This is a genomic window from uncultured Marinobacter sp., assembly GCF_947259545.1.
In the GTDB taxonomy this organism is placed as follows: Bacteria; Pseudomonadota; Gammaproteobacteria; order Pseudomonadales; family Oleiphilaceae; genus Marinobacter.
Map to the genome: position 1 here is coordinate 427,852 of NZ_CAMYMK010000008.1, position 19,773 is coordinate 447,624.

Annotated in this window: 17 protein-coding genes; 2 read left to right on the top strand and 15 right to left on the bottom strand. The window is 51.1% G+C overall.

The features are described 5' to 3' along the window. Window positions 1-3: 3 nt before the first annotated feature. From Q0Y21_RS13670 to Q0Y21_RS13710, 10 genes are all read right to left on the bottom strand, one after another. On the bottom strand, window positions 4-1,209 hold the full coding sequence (locus Q0Y21_RS13670) for a restriction endonuclease subunit S (protein WP_297796526.1): 1,206 nt from the start codon (window positions 1,207-1,209) through the stop codon (window positions 4-6). After that, on the bottom strand, window positions 1,199-2,683 hold the full coding sequence (locus tag Q0Y21_RS13675) for a class I SAM-dependent DNA methyltransferase (protein ID WP_297796529.1): 1,485 nt from the start codon (window positions 2,681-2,683) through the stop codon (window positions 1,199-1,201). Before Q0Y21_RS13675 ends, Q0Y21_RS13670 begins: the two co-directional genes overlap by 11 nt. After that, entirely contained in the window at window positions 2,680-4,179 is a 1,500-nt protein-coding gene (locus Q0Y21_RS13680; protein WP_297796531.1) for a class I SAM-dependent DNA methyltransferase, read from the bottom strand. Before Q0Y21_RS13680 ends, Q0Y21_RS13675 begins: the two co-directional genes overlap by 4 nt. Before the next feature lie 164 nt (window positions 4,180-4,343). Continuing rightward, window positions 4,344-5,240, bottom strand: coding sequence for a hypothetical protein (locus tag Q0Y21_RS13685; RefSeq protein ID WP_297796534.1), 897 nt, complete (start codon window positions 5,238-5,240; stop codon window positions 4,344-4,346). Between the two features lie 64 nt (window positions 5,241-5,304). Beyond that, complete coding sequence (locus Q0Y21_RS13690) at window positions 5,305-5,892, bottom strand: plasmid-related protein (RefSeq protein WP_297796536.1); 588 nt, start codon at window positions 5,890-5,892, stop codon at window positions 5,305-5,307. Window positions 5,893-6,114: 222 nt separating this feature from the next. Continuing rightward, on the bottom strand, window positions 6,115-7,476 hold the full coding sequence (locus Q0Y21_RS13695) for a TnsD family Tn7-like transposition protein (protein WP_297796539.1): 1,362 nt from the start codon (window positions 7,474-7,476) through the stop codon (window positions 6,115-6,117). A gap of 4 nt (window positions 7,477-7,480) precedes the next feature. Further along, window positions 7,481-8,428 carry a TniQ family protein gene (locus Q0Y21_RS18495; RefSeq protein WP_366517685.1) on the bottom strand — a complete coding sequence of 316 codons (948 nt, stop codon included), beginning with the start codon at window positions 8,426-8,428 and terminating at the stop codon, window positions 7,481-7,483. Window position 8,429: 1 nt separating this feature from the next. Then, window positions 8,430-9,842, bottom strand: coding sequence for an AAA family ATPase (locus Q0Y21_RS13700; protein WP_297796542.1), 1,413 nt, complete (start codon window positions 9,840-9,842; stop codon window positions 8,430-8,432). After that, a complete protein-coding gene (locus Q0Y21_RS13705) occupies window positions 9,826-12,000 on the bottom strand; it encodes a hypothetical protein (RefSeq protein ID WP_297796545.1) in 2,175 nt (724 codons plus the stop codon). Before Q0Y21_RS13705 ends, Q0Y21_RS13700 begins: the two co-directional genes overlap by 17 nt. Then, window positions 12,000-12,794 carry a TnsA endonuclease N-terminal domain-containing protein gene (locus tag Q0Y21_RS13710; protein ID WP_297796548.1) on the bottom strand — a complete coding sequence of 265 codons (795 nt, stop codon included), beginning with the start codon at window positions 12,792-12,794 and terminating at the stop codon, window positions 12,000-12,002. The genes Q0Y21_RS13705 and Q0Y21_RS13710 overlap by 1 nt, the downstream gene beginning before the upstream one ends. 313 nt (window positions 12,795-13,107) lie before the next feature. On the opposite strand from Q0Y21_RS13710, the gene Q0Y21_RS13715 reads away from it, so the two are divergent. After that, window positions 13,108-13,392, top strand: coding sequence for a hypothetical protein (locus Q0Y21_RS13715; RefSeq protein WP_297796551.1), 285 nt, complete (start codon window positions 13,108-13,110; stop codon window positions 13,390-13,392). Between the two features lie 247 nt (window positions 13,393-13,639). On the opposite strand, the gene Q0Y21_RS13720 is transcribed toward Q0Y21_RS13715, so the two are convergent. The 3 genes from Q0Y21_RS13720 to Q0Y21_RS13730 form a co-directional block, all read right to left on the bottom strand. Further along, complete coding sequence (locus Q0Y21_RS13720) at window positions 13,640-14,821, bottom strand: NAD(P)/FAD-dependent oxidoreductase (RefSeq protein ID WP_297796554.1); 1,182 nt, start codon at window positions 14,819-14,821, stop codon at window positions 13,640-13,642. 94 nt (window positions 14,822-14,915) lie between these two features. Next, entirely contained in the window at window positions 14,916-15,719 is an 804-nt protein-coding gene (locus Q0Y21_RS13725; protein ID WP_297796557.1) for a PhzF family phenazine biosynthesis protein, read from the bottom strand. Next, window positions 15,716-16,021: a hypothetical protein gene (locus Q0Y21_RS13730; RefSeq protein ID WP_297796560.1), complete on the bottom strand. Its 306-nt coding sequence runs from the start codon at window positions 16,019-16,021 to the stop codon at window positions 15,716-15,718. Before Q0Y21_RS13730 ends, Q0Y21_RS13725 begins: the two co-directional genes overlap by 4 nt. Before the next feature lie 178 nt (window positions 16,022-16,199). Between Q0Y21_RS13730 and Q0Y21_RS13735 the strand changes: the two genes are divergently transcribed. After that, window positions 16,200-17,609: a PLP-dependent aminotransferase family protein gene (locus tag Q0Y21_RS13735; RefSeq protein WP_297796563.1), complete on the top strand. Its 1,410-nt coding sequence runs from the start codon at window positions 16,200-16,202 to the stop codon at window positions 17,607-17,609. Here Q0Y21_RS13735 and Q0Y21_RS13740 read toward each other — a convergent pair. Then, complete coding sequence (locus Q0Y21_RS13740; protein WP_297796566.1) at window positions 17,595-18,242, bottom strand: response regulator; 648 nt, start codon at window positions 18,240-18,242, stop codon at window positions 17,595-17,597. The genes Q0Y21_RS13735 and Q0Y21_RS13740 overlap by 15 nt on opposite strands. After that, window positions 18,235-19,713 (bottom strand): ATP-binding protein, encoded by a 1,479-nt coding sequence (locus tag Q0Y21_RS13745; protein WP_297796569.1) that lies wholly within the window; start codon window positions 19,711-19,713, stop codon window positions 18,235-18,237. Before Q0Y21_RS13745 ends, Q0Y21_RS13740 begins: the two co-directional genes overlap by 8 nt. Window positions 19,714-19,773: the final 60 nt, after the last annotated feature.

A 19,773-nucleotide genomic window follows, 5' to 3' on the forward strand; every position in this document is an offset into this window, starting at 1 on the left:
CTTCTATTCAACAATTTTATTTATCAAATTCTTCAAAACTTTTTCTTTCTTTTTATGGTTAATTCTCAATGACTCTGAAGTTTCCTGAGCTTGTTTTAGTGTTTTGGCAATTTCGTCTTGTTCGCACTTAGTCGGAACAGGAATAATCAATTTTTTCAGGTCATTGCTTGTGATTCCCGAGGCTGCAACGGTCTGAATGATTCTTTCCATGATCCAACGTCCATAAACGCTGCGGAAAAAATAGTTAAAATAATCCGGGTTTGCCCTATTTTTGTCCAGTCTCGCTCGAATTATAGAAGATTCGAAAGTCGCAAAATTATCTTTTCCACGATAAATGCAGCAAAGTCCTGCGCCTTCCTTTACCAGGGAGCGGCGTGCAAACAGAAGATCTCCGTCAAGGAGACCAAAATTTGCGATCTCTTTGTCACTTACGTTGACGCTCTGCTCGATATCTTCATCCGTAATCTCTAGTGAATGAAAAATATCGCCCATGTGGACCATTTTGGGTCCAGATCCATAGTGCTCTTGCGGCTTATATAAACCATTTTTGGTGTCGGCGAGTAGAAGGCTCCCAAAACTAATGGCCTGCCAGGAGGTTGGAATTCGACCAATTGCGGTGGTTTTCATAGGTTCTTTTTTATAGCCGATCCTGGTGAGACCACTGATCAGGACGTTCTGGAGTTGATCAAGTTTATCCCTTGCTTCGTGTAGTCTTGAATCTGAAACTTCCAGCGCTTTGAATGCCCTCTCGAAGCTTAAAATTTGCTCTTTATTTTTTGGCGAAAAAGAGAATTCGGCAAGATTCTTGAATTTCGTTCGAGGAGAAAGGCCTCCTGCCGAATTCTTTACGGCCCAGCGCCAGAATTTCTCTGACTGAATTAAGTAGGGCAGAATTATTTTGTAGTCGCTATCTTCTTTGGCATCGATAACAATAATGTCGCCGGAGCAAACGCCATCAAAGTGTGCAATAGCTGCCTTCTTTAGGTATGCCCTTCTTCTCCCAAAAAGAATTTGTCCTTTCTTGAAAACCTTTGTAAAAGACGGTTTGTCGTCTACCAGTGATCCCCACCTTTTTATTGTTAATGATTCAGAGTCAAGATGCTCTAGGCCAACGTAGAACTCGTAGCCGTCCGAAATTGGGTCCTTGGAAGATTTCTTAACTTCACAAGAGATGTCACCAAAATATATGGTTTCGCTTTCATTGGTCATTTTTAACCTCAAACCCCAATCTTGAAAGACCTTCAAATAATCTATTGCTTTTGTTTTTTAGTTTTACCCGACTAATATTCCATTCCTCAATCGCAAGCTCGATTCCATCGTGCTGCTGGTGTTCTGGACTCTCGATGTATAGTGGAATAGAAAGGTTAAATTGATTCTCTTTTATAGTATCTATGTCGGTGAGACTAGCTATTTCTGAAGCATTTTCAGGATTATTGAATGCTTCTATAAGCGTGTTTAAGTTTTGATTAGAGAGTCGGCTGTGCGCCCTTTCTCTTGTCACCTCTTTAACACCATCAATAAATAGAATTTTACCTTTCCTGGTAGATGTCTTTTTATGGTTAAGTACTACCACGCACGATTCCATCGGCGAATTGTAGAAGAGGTTGGGTCCTAAGCCGATCACTGCCTCGATAATGTCCGATTCAATAATCTGTTTGCGTATGTTTTGCTCAGAGTCCCTGAACAATACGCCATGAGGCCAAAGCATGGCGGCACGTCCGGTGTCAGGTTTCAGGCTCTTGATGATATGGGTGAAAAACGCGTAGTCGGCGCAGCCCTGTGGAGGCACTCCATAGAGATTACGGCCATACGGGTCTGCGGCAAACTTGTCGCGATTCCACTTTTTGATGGAGTAGGGAGGGTTGGCAAAAATAACATCAAACTGCTTGAGCTGATCGTTCTCAACAAACTTAGGATCACCGAGAGTGTCACCGCGTAGAACGTCAAATTCCTCAATGTCGTGCAGGAACATGTTCATGCGAGCAATGGCGGAGGTGAGCAGGTTTACTTCCTGGCCGTAGAGTTTTACTGATCGCCATTCTTCACCCTGGCTTCGAAGGTCCATAACTGCGTTTAACAGCATGCCTCCCGTACCACAGGTCGGGTCGTATGCGGTCTCTCCGGGTTTCAGGCCCATTATCCTCGTCATCAGGTGGACTACGGTTCGGTTCGTGTAGAATTCGGCAGCAGTGTGGCCGGAGTCATCTGCAAATTTCTTAATGAGGTATTCATAGGCTTCACCCAGGTCGTCCTGATTGACCGATTTGATTCCCAGCGGAATTTTGCTGAAGTGCTGGATTAGATCCGCGAGAAGGTGGTCGGGCAGGCGCTCCTTGTTTGTCCATTGGGCATCACCGAATACACCATGCAGTCTCTCGTTCTTGGCTTCGATGAGTCTGAGGGCATTCTGGATCGCCTCACCAATGTTCTTGCTGGTATTACGGACCTTTTCCCATCTGGCCTCTTCCGGAATATCAAACCGGTGGAACATGGACATTGTGGCGTAGTGAGCATCGCCATCGCTCAGTTCCAGTGCTTCTGTGTACTCATCCAAGTAGACGTCGGATAGGCGCTTATAGAAAAGCAGAGGGAAAATGTACTGTTTGTAGTCTGAGGCATCGATCTGGCCACGTAAAAACTCCGCAGCACCCCAGAGAAGGTCCTCCAACTGTCGTTTGTTCATAGTTCAAAGCCCTCCTGTATTAACAGTTCCTCAAGTTCTTGTTCTGCTTTTTCCAAGGCAGTCAGTTTTTCCTGAAAATCTTTTAGAGCTTCCTCGACAGAGACTGACTCTTCCTCAAGAGGCTTTTGAACATATCGCGCTATGTTCAGATTAAAATCGTTCTCGGCAATCTCAGACAGAGGAACCCAGCGAGCTTTGCCTTCAATTGGCTCCCCAGCAGGGCCAGAGGCCTCCTGATCGCTATAGATCTCAAAAATTTGGTCGGCTTGAGCGTTTGATAAGGTGTTCTGTGCTCGGCCCTTGGTGAAAATCTCCTCAGCATTAATGATCAGCACATGGTCTTGATGATCGGCTGGGCGCTGTTTGCGCAGAACGAGAATGCAGGCGGGTATACCGGTGCCGTAGAATAGGTTAGGCGCAACGCCGATAATGGCCTCGATTCTGTTTTGTTGTAGAAGTTTCGTTCGGATTTTTCCTTCTGCTCCCCCTCGGAACAAAACTCCATGGGGGAGGACAACGGCCATGCGACCTTGGTTGTTGAGGGAAGCAAACATGTGCTGAACCCAGGCAAAATCGCCATTGGTTTTCGGAGCCAGCCCGTATCGATTCCTGTCGTAAGGGTCGCTCGACCAAAGGTTCTGTCCCCACTCCTTGAGGCTAAATGGTGGGTTGGCGATCACACAGTCAAATGCTTCGAGACGGTCATTAATCAAGAATTTGGGCTGCCGCAGTGTATCGCCTCGCACGATTTCGAAGTCTTCCTGTCCGTGTAGGAACAGGTTCATCCTCGCGATGGCCTCGGTGGTCAGGTTTTTCTCCTGTCCCTTAATCCTGAGCAAACGCGGGTCTCCGCCATTCTCACGGACGTGGTGAATGGTTTCGAGTAGCATGCCCCCTGTGCCACAAGCTGGATCGTAAACACTCTCTCCTGCCTCGGGATCAAGGATGTTCACCATTAGCCTGACGATGGTCCGTGGCGTATAGAACTCCCCAGCTTTCTTGTTGGCTTTGTCGGCAAACCGCTTAATCAGGTATTCGTATGCGCGCCCCATGTCGTCATCACGTACGCTGCGGACACCAAGATTAACCTGGTTGAAGTGGTTCAGCAGCGAGGCCAGCAATTCATCTGGCAAGCGGTCTTTGTTGGTCCAGCTCGCATCCCCGAATATCCCATGGAGCTTGTCGTTCGCCAGCTCAATCCCGCGAAAGGCGTCCTTGAGCGCCTGACCGATGTCTTTGGTCTGCTCAAATACATGCTGCCAGTGGCACTCAGGTGGAATCTGAATGCGGTGGAACATGCTCTGGGCGGCCAGGTCTCTGTCTCCAACCTTTTCCATGGCGTCGGCGAACTCTTCGTCGTAGACGTCACAGATCCGTTTGAAGAACAGAATCGGGAAGATGTAGGTCTTGTAGTCAGAAGCGTCGATGGGTCCGGTGATGATGTGCGCGGCGTGCCAAAGGTGGGCTTCGAGATCCTTTAGGTTGATCAGTGTCATGGGTGCTGAAAAATCCGTTACTGCTCGAATCGGAGGAGAGAGCGATAGGTTTGGTGTGCTCTCAATCTGTGTTTTTCTTGTGGGAGATGGTAGCAAATCTGGAGGGCAGAGGGGGGCTTGCAAGGTGCCCTTTGTGCAAGTCGAGCGCTGTGAGCTTAAGAGGGTTATTTAGAGTCCAGCGCTGACGCAAGTTGCTGAAGAAAGTTTTGATCTGCTTCGGGTAAACGGTCCCTGGGGTTCACAACCCACTCAGTAGCAACCGTTGGCAGGTTTTGTTCTTCGACGCTTGACATTGTTGAGAGCCGAACCAGTGTTCCCATAATCTTTTTGTCTCGCTTTCTGTACACTTTCTCCCATTGGTGCCTTTGCTGTTCGATGAAGTACTCGATATAACGTGCCATATCAGCACGTAGAGTGTTTTCATCAGGCTTGACTAAGATTTTGCTTCCATCATTCGCAAGTTTCGAAATATCGATGGCCACCAGTCCCTTGTGAGCGCTGCCGGGGTTTCGTTTGAAAGCCTTTTCCAGCTGCTTGGAGGCATCCCGAATGTTTGCCTCGAGTTTGTCGAAACTGGTGATTCTTTTACATTCGATCCAGACCTTGTAATTTGCTGCCTTAAAACCTGTATCGGTTTTGGCATCGAGCATTGCAGTCACGCCTCGTCCAGGGTGATGCAGCCGGGCTGCAACAAGGGCTTCAAATAGAAAGTTACGAGCAATAGTGGTTCGGGGCTGCTCATCCTGCCTCCTGACTGGACCATTGAGCGCCTTGGAGAGCTTCTCTTTGATCGATTGGAGCTGGCTCGGTGGCAGGGTGTGGAACTTCCGATATACGGCTACCAGGTCATCTGCATCCTGAATTGCATTGATGAATTCGGCGAAACCGTTTCGAACGTCCTCATCAGTGGCTGACAAGTAATTATCTTTCCAATGTCCGAGATTTCTGTGGTATTGCCGGATTCTCCCGCGATTGGGGTCCAGTCCGAGGCTCTCGATCCATTCAATGGTTGAGGAAAGTTCTTCATAGGCTTCTGCATAGGTGGCGGTTGGAATTGCCATTTCGATGTCCTTGCGAATTCATAGCTTGGCGGCAGGGAAATGCCGCCAACCATTGGAGGGCTATTTAGCTTCCAAAAACAGGAATTGGATCTTCATAGCTTTTCTCAAACTCGTAGAGCTTGCCCTGGAACCACACGTAAAATGCAGGCCAGAACGATCTCTCATCAAGTAGTTTGAGTACCTGATCCAGTGACTCGACGGAGACTTTTTCACTCAGGCGGAAATACATGTTGTCGTGAAGGTTGGTATGAAACCATTCCTCGAACTCGTCTTCTGTCATGGTCTCAGAGGGAAGCCGGCCAAGTTCATCGTCTGGGTCAGGGCCGGACCGCATCATCTTTCGAAAAGATTCGGCGCACACCATAGGAATAAGCTCATCGTAGATGAAGGTTCCGTCCTCAGTGACTGAGTCGAAATAGTCCATTCCATCCTTCATATCCATACCGATGATTGTGCCGGTCTCGAGCGCTGTCTCGGCGGGCAGCAGCACTGCTTTAGCCTGTGTGGCCTGATGCCAGTTTGCAAAACCTGCCTTTTTAGCGGCGAGTTCCAAGGCTTCTGTGTGGGTTATCGACAAGCTACGTTTGTATTGCTTGGCTATTTGCTTGAGCTTTTGAACGGTTTTAGACGAAACAACGGTCGTTACACTCATGTGTATTTCCTCTGTTAGCGAAAACTATGGTGCCCACTGCCATGATTCGCTGAGAAAATCAGAGCGTAAGATAAGTATGGTAAGGGTTGTCCCGTCCGGGTTCGCTAAAGTGGGCAGCGTGCGTCAACCTCGCAGCTTGGATCTTCTCCGACTTTCGGGATAATTTCAACAAGTGATGTTTAAGGTCACCAAACTGCTTGATCTCCGGGTTTTTTATCTCGGTTAACCCACTTTCTTGATAATTCCTTTCGCCAACTGGTCCCGAATGAGGTTGCGAGTTCTTGGCAGATTTTCCAGAAACTTTGTGAGCCAGCGATGCCCGCCGAGCATGATGTCCAATTCTGAAACGGATATTGGCTCCGATAGTTGAAGTGTTTGTTCATGAACCATTTTGCACATTTCGTCATCGACAGCGTGCCAGTTCATTTCTGGGCGGTGCGGTGGCATCGGTGACGGCAGCTGCTGCTCTAACCAATCCCTGTCATTGTGGTAAAGCCAGAAAAAGTCCGCATTCCTCGCCGCTTTGATGTCCTTCCTGATCGCGAATGGATGTCCGTCCATATAGTCACGAATGGAGCGTCGGCGCGTCTCCCGATTGCTGAAAAAATCATCTCTGTTGGTGCGGCTGTTTCCAACAGTTGGCACTCCAAAGCCAGGGAGGATGAGCTGTTCTTCTTCGTCGGCGTCCCAAAACAAATTAGCATCCCCATCGAACAGCCATTCTGCGAAAAGCAGATGTTTGATGGGGTGTGTTGGGTAATGTGTCTTTGCGCGCAGAAGGGGGCCTACGAACTCGAATGTTAGTAATTGGTCTGGACACTCGAACTGATTGGTGTAGATCTTTTCCAGTGCAGACCAGTGAGTTTTCAATGCCGGTATCACCCTCCTGATTCGCACGTTGCGATTTTTGGTTAACAGGCCTTTTTTGTTCAGCTGAATTCGATAGGCTCTCCGATAATCGGGGAACTCTTGCCGAATTTGTAGCTGCTGGATCACGGAAGCTCCGAAACGGGAAAGATTCACCGAAGCTTTGTCGGCGGGGAGTGGGCTCATATCGGAACGGGGCAGAACCAGTGAACGATCCAGCGAGAAGTCGCTTATGGCTGTACAGAATAATTGTGATGCATGGGTTGGACAGGAATTAACGCCGGGCAGTTGATGACAGTTTCGGAAGTATCCAACGCCTATCTGCTTCAAGTCTTCGGTCAAGCACATCGGACAATGCTTATGGCCGGTTGTGAACTTGAGCTTCGACTGAGGGAGCCCCGCCTTTTCGCCCACATGGCTGCCAAAATTCAGAAACATCGCACGTTTTAGTTCCTGGGCCCTTCTTGGCGCGATGAAGCTCGCAAATAAAGGATATAGCGTGTGGTTCCAGAGTAAGGCTTCGGGGGCTAATCCGAAGTAATACCCGGTTCTCTGTAGTTGTGAGGGTAAATAGGCGTTGATCCTGGCCCTATTGGACGAATACAGCGCTGAGTATGATGCGGACTCGTTCGCGTTCCCTGAGAGGAGGTGGTATCGGCTAACCAGGCTATAAACAGTCTCTCCTGGCAACGGCTGGATATGGATTGAGCAGGTCATATCGTCAAAGCTCGCGAGACCATTCTACGGGGTACGGCGATAGGCCCGCAGCCCAGATCGGCAGTAGGTAATAAATGGGGTGCCGGATTTTGGGATCCGTTGATCCAAAGGTTGTTCGAATGAAGTTTGGTCGCGCTCTACCCCGGTAGGTCAGTCGGTCGCCTTTATAGAATTCAAAAATTGTCTCCAGTAGCGGTATGCCCGCGATGTCTTCTACGTAACCAACGATTTCCTCGTACCTGCGGGTTCTTGCCCATCCAGGCTTTTTAGGCATTCCCCAGACGTTTTCGAAGGTTGCTTTGAGAGCCTCAAGGCCGACCCAGCTGCCAGACGCCTGGCAGCTCGAGAATAATTCCATTAGCCAGCACTCCCAGCGATTCTCGATCAAAGTGGCACTGCCTTGGACAGTGTTTTTATGAGCATCTCGAGGTAGCTGGAAATCGTTTAGGGTTTTTAACCCAGAGCTGAGTAGCGGTACCTGATGGATTTTGCATTGCCTGATTGATGGTATTTGATGACTTAGGTGCCAGTAACCGAAGCCCACTTCTCGCGTGTCCGTCTTGATGCATTCGTTGCAGAACCTCCAAGACTTGTCGAATGTGAGCATTCGGTCATTCATGAGGGTGTTGGGGGCGGGAATGGAAGATTGATCGTTTTCCCACGTTGTGTGGAGTTGGTCTTGGACTCTAGCTGGAAGTGATAGTCTGAGGAGTGGAACGAGCGTATGGTGCCGAGCGACCTTGCTCAGAGGTTGCATGAGCAAGGTCGCGGCAGTCTTAAGCGCCGTATGAAAGGTTTGGTTGGAAATGTCCTGAGGCTTCAAGGGGCCTGCTGCTAATCCAAGCTGCGCTTTCGTGCGATCAACTGTAACGTTGCCTGCAATTTGGTGATATCGAGCAAAAATGGAGAAAAGGTGCTCGTCAGGCATCAGAACAGGGAAAAACGAGACCATGCTATTCGGCCTCTCCACCAAGAAACTCCGCGCCTTTGCCTTCTGCTAATTTTGTTTCGAGATTTTCTTTGATCTTGAAGAGCTGCCGTTTCTGGCTTGCTGACAGTCCAGCCTCAGCGATGGCATCATCCACATGGTTTTTGACCATTTTGGCTGCATCTCCCCGGAATTCTTCAGTTTTCGCGAGATTTATAAGGTGCCCGATTGGCACGGAACCGCCTCCTCCCTCGAGCCAAACGGAAACTGGCAGCAGGTCCTCGTATTGCCTTGGATTTCCCTTCCGCAGTGCAGACAATGCGTGCCTCAATAATCCGAAGTGTTGCGTGTAGACGCTTCTTAGAGTTGATGCTGAAATGGATTCGACTCCAGATGAGATTCCTTCAAGGTTTGCGAGCTGCATGAGCTTGAACAGGCAGAACGGGATCCCCTGTGAAAGCTCGTAAAGTGTACTCTCGAGTTTCTGGTCTAGTCTCTTTGGGTTTTTCACCCATTGGTATGTCCAAACTGCACGGACAAGAGTCTTCCAATCTTGTTCGTCACTCTTGAGCTGGCCCAGTTCGTAGAAACCGGCGCTACCAGCACGCCTTCCCGATCTGAACTTTGCGCTGAAAAGACGTAATGCTGCGGGTGTGCCCACTTTGATGATTGGGATTTTTGCGTTATTCGTTATCGAGTCAAAAAACTGAAGGATGACTTCTTCGCCCCCTGCCTTCGCAACATTGAGGTTTTGGAACTCATCTATTATTAGTATCCCCACGCAATGGCTTGCACAGATCTGATGGATGGCGGTTTCCAACTGATCAATGCTTTTTCGTGTGTTGCTATATTGCTGGTAATAATCAGTACCGAGCACTTCATCGATGGCGAAGAAGAAGCTTAAGCAAAGTGCTTTCCGAGATGCATCTGGTGGGATCTCGATCTTCAGGAACACTACCTGTTGCTGTGAAAAAGGTTGATCGGCATAGATTTCATGTTCAATGATCTGAGGAAAGCATGACAAAATGCTGTTTATAAGAGTGCTTTTTCCTGCCCCTGATAGCCCGGTTAAGAGTAGTGAGTCCGCTGTGGTTTTACTGTTGATCTGAACGTTCTGAGTCACTCCATAAAGCCACTGCCGAGTCGCTGGCCGCACCGGGTTTCTGTCTTGATAGCCTGCGATCAGGGTTGTGTATATTGTTGCGTAGACATCTTGATAAACCGAGAGTGGAATGACACAACGTTCCAATCGTTTGATGAGAAGTTCACGCTCATGATCCTGCCAAACGCGTTGGGCAGGATCGAAACCAGGTAGTCGAGCGACGGCCTTAATCAACTGTTCCGGCGAGAGTCTAGGTGGGACTGCCTCAATGAGCGGGTTGCCTTGGTTTTCCTGCAAGCGTTGGGGAAAATATTCGGCTTTAGCTATCGTTGTCATTGCTGCCCCCTAAAAGCCCAGTCATTACATCATGGTGGGCCGAATTGCGTTTGGATTGGCCTTCAATACTCTGTTGGATGTCTGCCTGTTCAGCAGCGCCGTAATGTAAATCTGAATAAATTTGCAGTCGCTCGCATTCACGCAGTTTCTCGAGTTCGAGGTCTGGAGCGCGATTATCGATTAACGACTGATTTGCGATCTGCGACTTGGACAATTTGACTTGTTCTAATCGGGCTGCCTTGATCGTTTGTTCGGTGGTTTCTATAAGTGACAATGCTGAACTAAGCTCCTCTGGCCTCCGTTCAAACCGCTTAACGCGTTCCTGATTGAGTTGGAATTCAACTTCGTCAAATGATTGGCCTTTGAATCGATCAGAGTCGGCCTTTAGGTAGGCAATCTTTAAGCCGTCTGATGTGCACAGGAAGATGCGGTCAGTGGAATGACGCATGAAGCGAACATCAAAAACTTTGGCGCGGTTTCGGTTGGCCTTTTGGTCCTGATGACCGTTAGCTAACGTCCATTGGCAGACATACCATAGCTGCTTGAAATAAACTCCTTCTCGGTGGACAGAAGCTTCACCTTTTTCAAGTAAATCCATATAAAGGTGCTCTTCGGGGATGTGCTTTCCGGAAAATGGGCGATTAGTTACCCCCCAGTGCCAGACGTCCCTCCGTCGATGGGGTACACCGTCAGATGATATTTCAGAGGTGATGAGCCGTGATGGACACTCAAGAAAGTTGTTATGGTGAATGACATACAGGATCAATAGTCGATACAGCTCAGTAAGTGTCAGCAAAGCGTCATGTTTGGGATCTTTTTCACCTCTTGAATTCGAATCTTTCCGTACAAACCCTGGTAGGTTAGAAATAAGCCCCTTGTTGAAATGATCGAAAGATTTTTCGACCAATCCCTTATCATCGCCCCGGTAAGGGCGACCGAATTGCACGGTAATCCCGAGATCTTCGATGAGGCTCTCCGAAAGCTTGGAGGTGAGTTCTGCGTTGTCGCCAAAGAGCTTGAGGCAAGGCACAGACATGGGCCAGTCATGATCTTGAATAGACAGCCCAAACTCCGCAGCAAAGGCAGCTTTGGGTCGAAAAGCGTTAAAAAGGGCTAGCCGCATTCCGTTCCAGGAAGGAGGAGCGAGTGATACATGGAGGCCAACGATGGCCTCTGAGAAGACGTCGGCCACAGAGTACACGGTTGGCCGCCCTACCAAGAGGTTCCGAAGCTTATCGAATTGAGATACGAGTTGCAGGTCGCCAACAGTAGCATCTATTTGATAGATTTCGCCTGGACCATTGGGGCGAATAGCGTCCCCTGAGCGTCCTTTCAGATCCTTCTTGAACTTACTATTGCCCATGCGTGTTTCCCGGGCATTGACTCCTTTCTTTTTTAAGTAAGACGCTGTCCAGCTTCGGAATTGCACGATATCTGGGTAGCAATTATCACCCTGTTTTATATCGTAGTGAAATTGACCATTAGGAGAAACACTTTTATGCGAAGAAAAATGCAATTTCAGAAACTCTTGATGAACTTTAGTAAGCGGTTTGCCACCTACTTTTAAATATTCTTTTTTAAGAATTCGTTCGAGATTACGTTCATCGGATTTTGTTTTCTGTTTATATGGGGTGTTAGGAACTTTCGGTCTTCGCCCGAGTCTGACTCCCGAGAGTTTTCTGTTACTACTGACCTTGTTTCGGTTATCTGAAAGAAGAGCATTCTTCGTCTGGCCTCGACGAAGGAAAGTATAAGTCCATTGATATATTTGATACCTGCTAAAACCAGAAGTTTCAGCCGCAACTGTTACCAAATTTGACCCATAGCTCGGAACGAGAAACTCCTCAAGTCTCTCAACCACTGGTTTGATAGCAGCGAAGCGCTTATCGCGTGATTCAATCGATTTTTGAGTGTGCTTTGAGTCTGGGAGCAGATAGAAGGATGGTAGCTCCATTTCAGCCGTGGCTATTAAATTATCCTCGATCCAATAAGTTACACTATCTATGGGGAATAAGATCGGCTTTCTTGCTTTGCTCTGGTAGTTTATTATGAATAATCGATTTGTTGAGTAATCGCAATAAATCACGACCATTATTTCTGGTATTGGGCTTCTTTCGATGCCCTCTGTAGGCACTAAGAGAGTGTTTACAGTGAGCACTACTTTGCAATCCCCAAATCGAACGGTGTTTTTTCCAGTCTTACGGTAACATTGAGATTTGACTTAATGGTTTTATGCCACAGGCAATAAAATAATATTGATGAAGAGGCTTTGTAATCTATGTCAAAAATATTGGATAATTCATTTACCGTTACAGACAGTCTTTCATATTTATTTGTGTGAACTATCAGGTCGAAAGCGTCAGCCCATTTATTTGCAATGGCTGAGTATTCATTTGGAAGGTTTGCAAAGCTACGTAGCATACTAAGATTTCTGCTGAAAGTCGTTTTTAGTTGGTCATCTAGAATGATCTCCCATTGAACGCCTTGAAGCTCCCAGTATCCCTTTTCTATAGCTTGTTTTTTTATGACGCGATCATTCCTTAATGCATCGGATGGTTTGATCGAGTAAGCTCGGAGGTCACCGTTTTTGAGTCGAACAAGAAAGTCTGTGGTCATAACCATATCAGTAGAGGTTCCAGGATACCTCGGGTGCTTGATGTTCAATGCATTGGCGACGTTTCTTGTAAGGCTTAAAGGAAGCATTGGAAACTGCTCATTTATCTCTAGGACGTCCGGCTGGGACTCAAGGTAAATAAAAAAATAGTACTCGTTTGTCGATAGTAAATGATGGACGCGATTTGAGTGAACGCCTCTGCACCTATGCTTAGTGCCTGAAGATGGAACGTCTTCTGTCCTGATAAATGGGGCGTAAATTCCATTGTCCCAATTTTTTTGCCAATCTCTAATCCACCTTTCTCTGTCATCGATTTTTATTCCTTTTCTTTTTTTCACTTTCAACCCTCGATCAGTTTGCAAAATTATACCGAGGTTATTTTGAGTTTGAGAAATACCTTTTTCTCATAAGTTCTTGTTTAATTTAATTATAAATAATTGTTTTATAGATATTTAATGGGTAAATATTGGTGAGGCAAGATTATGTATTTGTTGCTGAATCTTGAGCATTTTTTTATTCAATTGATTATTAAACCCTTAAAGGTTGACATCTTATATAACCTTTTGGAATATATTGTCTGTTCCGTTTTAGAGGCGCTTGACATGTTATCCTCTGACTTAGGTTAATGGAGTGGTCTGAGGAGACTGACTTATGGATGAATCTGATAATTCTGCGGAGCTTATGCGGCTTTCCAAGCTGCATGATGAGTTTCTGCGTTCACTGGAGCCCAATCGCGGACTCAATGCCATTCATGTAGCCTCAGGATGCCAAGAGTTGGGGTGGTGGTTGCTTGAGCGATGGGATCGGGAAATTACATCCAGAAAGGATTTTGTTTACATTTCCGATGCACATTACAAACGGTCTGGTTTTTATATTGACTACGACAGCCTTTTGGGGATCGACTATGACGATTTGGTCGATGCACTTTTCGGATAAAGCTGATGACAAGAGGTGCTCTTGGCCAGCCTTGGACAAAGGCTCACCTATATAACGTTCTTTTACCCTCCAATATTTACTTATACCGATAAAGGTCCACTTATCAGCGGGACTGACCCTCACCTCAGAGAACAGTCTTCTGAGTTGAGCAGCAAACTTTCGAGATTGTCTAAAAACGATAATGAATTAAAGTTCGTTGTCTCAAAACAATTGCAATTGTCTGATTCGGAATTATGAGAAGTCACCTTCAGGCTGCGTTCCCCGCCGCGACGCCCGATGCCCAGGCCCACTGGAAATTATGCCCGCCCAGATGCCCGGTCACATCGACCACCTCGCCGATGAAATACAGGTTCGGTTGATCCAGTACCGCCATGGTTTTTGAGGACAGCTGGCGGGTATCTACGCCGCCAAGGGTCACCTCCGCGGTACGATACCCCTCTGTACCGGCTGGTTTGATGGACCATTGACCGAGGGTGTTTGCCACCTGTTCGATGTCGGTATTCTTGTAGCCCTGTAGGGGGCCGGTCCAGCCATTGAGGTCATTGAATGCCTGGGCAAACCGTTTGGGCAGGTGCTGGGCGAGGTACTGGCCAACGGTGGATTGTGGCTTCTCCTTGCGCAGTGACAACAGGTCTTCGCGGATCTGGCAGGCGGGCAGCAGGTTGACAGCCAGACTGTCCCCGGGCTCCCAGAAGCTGGAGATCTGCAGCATGGCCGGCCCGCTGAGACCGCGATGGGTGACCAGCATCGGCTCTCGGAAGTGCTCACTGTGACAGCTGACATCCACCGGGCAGCTGATACCGGACAGGGGCGCGAGTTGCTGTTTCAGCTCTGGATGGAGTGTGAAAGGCACCAGGCCTGCACGGGTTGGCAGCACTTCAAGCCCGAACTGCCGTGCGATGTCATAACCGAAACCGGTCGCCCCCATAGTGGGGATGGACAGGCCGCCGCAGGCGATGACGAGGGATTCGCAACTCAGGGTGCCCGAGCCGGTCGTCAGCCGATAACCGCCGGATAGTTCGGTAATGTCCCGTACCTGGGTTTTCATGCGAATCTCGGCGCCGGCCCATTCACACTCGGTCAGCAGCAGGTTGAGGATGTCCTTGGCGCTGTCCCGGCAGAACAGCTGCCCGGCCGCCTTTTCTTCGTGCTCAATGCCATGGCGCTCCACAAGCTCGAGAAAATGCTGGGGCGTGTAGCGCTTCAGGGCGGAGATGCAGAAGTGGGGGTTCTGCGACAGGAAGTTGGCGGGGGTGCTGTTGAGGTTGGTGAAATTGCAGCGCCCACCGCCGGACATCAGGATTTTCTTGCCGGGTTTGTTGGCATGGTCCAGCACCAGGACCCGGCGCCCGCGATAGCCTGCGGTGGCGGCGCACATCAGGCCCGCCGCCCCGGCACCGATGATAATCACGTCGTAGTCTGAAGCCATGGTAAAACCGCAATCCGTTAAAAGGTGCGGAGATTATACGGATTGGCGTCGGCGACGTCTGCCAGGTACGGCGGTGAGCTCCTGAAACAGCCGGTCAGAGGTACACCTGGCCCTCCATGTAGAACGCGGCCCGTCCGGCTATGTCGACCCGGTCGCCTTTCAGTTCACAGCGCAGTTCGCCACCACGGGCGGAGAGTTGCCGGGCCTGGAATGTTGTACCCCCCACACGTTCCGCCCAATAGGGCACCAGTACGCTGTGAATGGAACCGGTGACCGGGTCCTCGTCAATGCCCACGCCCGGCGCAAAATAGCGACTGACGAAATCACAGTCCCCGCCCGGGGCGGTGACAATCACGCCCTGGTTGCCCAGTTGCTTCAGCAGCCGGATGTCCGGTTTGGCGTCAATCACTGCCTGCTCCGAATCCAGGGAAACCAGGTAGTTGGTGTCATTGGGAACGAACAGAACCGTGTCCTTTACGTTCGGTAGTGCTTGCTTGAGCAGTTCCGGCGTTGGCTGTTCCTGCCAGTCGAGTCTCGGGAAGTCCAGGGTCAGCCAGCCATCATCGGTCTGGCGAACACCGAGAATGCCGCTCTTTGACCGGAAGTGCACGGTGTCTTTGGTCCAGCCCAGCTTGTTGAAAATGATCCAGGCACTGGCGAGCGTGGCATGACCGCACAGGGGGACTTCGGCGCCCGGCGTAAACCAGCGAATATGAAAATCCACCTCTGGATCGTCTTTCTCGGCCACGAAGAAAGCCGTTTCCGACAGGTTGTTTTCGAGGGCGAGGGCCTGCAGTGTCTCGTCCGTGAGCCAGCTTTCCAGTGGCATGACCGCAGCCGGGTTGCCGCCGAACAGTTCACTGGTAAAAGCGTCGACCTGGTAAATCGGATAACTCATTGACTTGTCTCCCTGAGAAGTCGTTTGGCGTAGTGGTGAGCTTTTCCGGTGGCAAACCGTTCAAGCTCGATTTCACTGTAAAAATGCAGTTCAGGCAATGGGTGAGTGTGGGTGACCACCCAGTGATCCTGTTGTTCTCGGTTCACCTGAAATCCAAGATCATCCAGCCATTGCAGGGTTGCCCGCATGCCTTTCAGCGAAACAGGCGTGTATGGTGCATCGTATAGTGCCAGCAGGTCTTTCCTGCTACTGCGTGGCGGTGTAGCGATAGTCTGGGGCAGAGCCCTGGTCAGTGCGTACATGGTGAAATTCCTTCTTCCAGTGACGACGATTCCATTGTGTTCCCAGGCTGACATCCGGAACAGATTCAGATAATCTGTTTTTGAACCGGTACAGATGGTTTGGGAGGGTATCTGTACCGGTAAAGATTCGGGCCATCTGTACTGCCCGCAGGCGTCTCAGGTTTGGCAGGATAGCGCTATGGGTATTCTCTATAATCAGGTGGCAGACCAGCTTCAGGCCCTGATTCGCGATGGCGTCTATCGCGAAGGCGAGCGTTTGCCTGGCGTACGGGTGTTGAGCCGGCAGTTTGGCGTGAGTATTTCGACCATTCTGCAGGCGCACCAGACACTGGAGGGCAGGGGCTACCTGGAAGCCCGAGAACGCAGCGGCTATTTCGTGCGGTTGCCGGCAAAAGAGGCGCCGGAGCCGGTTATGCGGCGCTACCGGGCACGACCGATGCCTGTCAGTGCCCGGGACATGGCGCTGGAACTGTGTGCCGATGAGCAGAAACGCATGGTGCCCCTGGCGGCTGCTGTTCCGCACCCGGATTTCCTGCCGGTCAGGCAGATTCAGCAGTCCATCCTTTGGGCCGGTCGGCGGGGCCTGGAATACCAGGATTATGCCTTTCCCGGAAAAGAGTCCTATCGTCGTCAGCTGGCCCAGCGTATGGCGGCCATCGGGGTGCCTGTTACCGCTGACGATATTCTCGCCACCAACGGCGCCCAGGAAGCCATCATTCTGGCCCTGCGGGCGGTGACCGTCCCTGGCGATATCGTGGTGGTGGAGTCTCCCTCTTTCCCCGGTATTCTTCATGCGCTGGAAGTGGTGGGCCTACGGGTTATTGAGGTGCCCACCCACCCATCCGACGGGTTGAGCCTGGAAGGCCTGGAAATGGCGTTGGAGCAGTGGCCGGTCAAAGCCTGTGTGGTGGTGACCAACCACAGCAATCCCATGGGCGCGCGCATGTCCGATGAGCGCAAGCGCCAGTTGGTGACCATGCTGGAGGATGCGCGGGTGCCGCTGATTGAGGACGATATCTATGGCGACCTGTTCCACAGCGGCGAACGCCCGCGGCCGGCCAAGGCCTTTGACCGGAGCGGCAATGTGATTTACTGCAGCTCGTTCTCGAAAACCATTTCCCCTGGGCTTCGGCTGGGCTGGATGGTGCCCGGGCGCTACATGGCTGAAGCGCGTCAACACAAGTATTTCGTTAACCTGGCGACTTCCAGCATCCCGCAGCTGGCGGTGGCGCATTTTCTGGAGCAGGGCAGCTATGACCGCTACCTGCGTTCGGCCAGACAGAACTACAGGCAGACGACGGAGCGGATGCGAGCGGCCGTAGCGCGTTGGTTCCCGGAGGGCACAGCGGTGAGCCGGCCCCAGGGCGGGTTTGTGCTTTGGGTCCAATTACCGGGCAAGAATACCGGCACAGAGGTCTACCGCCGGGCCCGGGAGGAAAGCATCAATGTCGCCCCGGGACTGATGTTCTCGACTGCCGACAAATACAACAATTGCCTCAGGCTGAACAGCGCCAACCCCTGGACTGAACGTATTGAAGGCGCGGTGCGCAGGCTGGGGGAGTTGGCGGAGCTATCACTCAACGGCTGAGTTTCGCAGATCCAGCGGATCAATCAGTCCGGCAGCAATAGCGATGCCCGTCACATCCTGCGTCCGTTCCGCACCCAGGCGTTTCATGACCCGGGAGCGGTACAGGTCAATGGTTTTGATACTGACATCCAGCATCTCGGCGATCTCGCGACTGGTATACCCCTGGGCCAGCGGCAGGAACACATCCCTTTCTCGACGAGTGAGGGTGGCGATCAATGCTTCGGTGTCTTCGTCTCCGCGTTGCTGCAGGCTGGTTTGCTGATGTTCCTGCAATGCCTGCTGCACGCTGTCGAGTAACAGCTGCTCATTGAACGGCTTTTCAATGAAGTCGAAGGCGCCTGACTTGAAGGCTCTCACGACAATCGGGACATCCGCGTGCCCGGACACAAAGATAATCGGCAGCCGGGAACCGCGTTTCTGCAATTCTTCCTGCACATTCAGCCCACCGAGCCCCGGCATTCTCACATCAAGAATCACACACCCGCTGGTGGCGTCTGCCAGGGTCTCCAGAAACTGGCGGCCGTCCGCATACGCCTGGACGTTGAGACCAACGGACTCCAGCAGCCACTGGGTGGATTCGAGCATGCCGGCATCGTCATCGACCACGTATACGGTGGTAGAGGCGTCAGTCATGTGGGGGTGTCTCCGTTATATGAACAGGTTTATGGCGTGAGGATATCGAGGGCGGGAACCGGCAGGTCAACGTCAGCCCACGATGCTCGGCTCTGGTGGCGTCCAGGAAGCCGCCGAAACCCTCGATAATGGAACGGCTCATGGACAGCCCGAGCCCCAGGCCCTGGGGTTTGTTGGTGTAAAACGGCGTGAACATCTGGCGCAGTCCCTCGTCGTCCAACCCCGGTCCCTGATCGGTGACCTGGATCAGGGTTTCCTGGTCTTCAGTGACCGTGCTGGTGAGGGTTATCCGGGACGGGCGCTCGCTCCCGGTTTCAGCGTTGGCGTCGATGCCGTTGCGAATCAGATTGATCAGTACCTGCTCCAGCAGGACCGGATCGGCGGTGATGACCGGACCGGGATCTGAGAGCTGCGCCCGGATAGTGGTGCCGTGTTTTTCCGCCTCCCACTGGCACAGGCGTGCCACGTTAGTGATGACATCGTTGACCGGAATGGGCGCGGTACGCTTCTGGCCCTTGCGGAGGAAGGCGCGTAGGCGCTTGATTACTTCCGACGCCCGGTTGGCATGATGGGTAATGCGCTGCAGGCCATCGTCCACCCGGGCCAGGCAGTCCGGGTTGTCCCGCGACTGCTTCAGGTAGCGTTGACTGGCGCAGGCAAAGTTCACAATGGTGGCCAGTGGCTGGTTCATTTCATGGGCAATACCGGAGGCCAGTTCGCCAAGGGTGGCCAGCCGCGCGGTATGGGCCAGTTCATCTGCCAGCCGACGGTTATGTTCTTCGGACTCCACCCGCGCAGTAATATCCCGGGACACACTGACCACTTCGATCACCGCGCCGGTATAGGTTTCGCGAATGGCGCGGCTGGCGATCTCGAACCAGCGTTTGCTGCCGTCTCGATGGGTGATGTTCAGGGTCATGGTGGCGTACCCATCATCCCTGAGCTTGCGCCGGGTGTCCTCCAGTTGCTGGCTCACTCCGGTTCCCCGAAAGATGTCCTCCAAAGGTTTGCCGCGAAGTTCCTCGGGCCAATATCCCAGTAAACGCCAGGATGCGGGGGTGGCATCGATAAACTGTCCGTCGGGCGCGTGGCGGGAGATCAGGTCTGTGGTGTTTTCGGTGATCAGGCGATACAGCCGGCTGGCTCGGGCTGCCTCGTCTCGGGCCAGGATCTCTTCGGTGGCATTGCGCCCGCGTGCAATCACCTCACCGGTGCCGGGCACGGGTATGAATGTCCATAATAAAATGCAGCTCGACACACGGCTTTCAACGGATTCAATGGCCCGCTGCTGAACCAGGCAAGCCTTGACCAACGCCCGGGTGTTGGTCGGTAGCAAGGCCGCTGCTTCATTGTGATGACAGTGCTGGCACAGTTTTGAGGCTGCAAGATTTTTACCTTTCACCTGTGCGCTGGCATCCAGAATAAGGGTGGCTTCCGGGTCGAGGTCTTGAAGTGGGCTAAGCTTGGTCAAGGGGATAACGTCTCACTATCTGATGTAGATATAGTAATTGCACTATAATACATTGGTGTA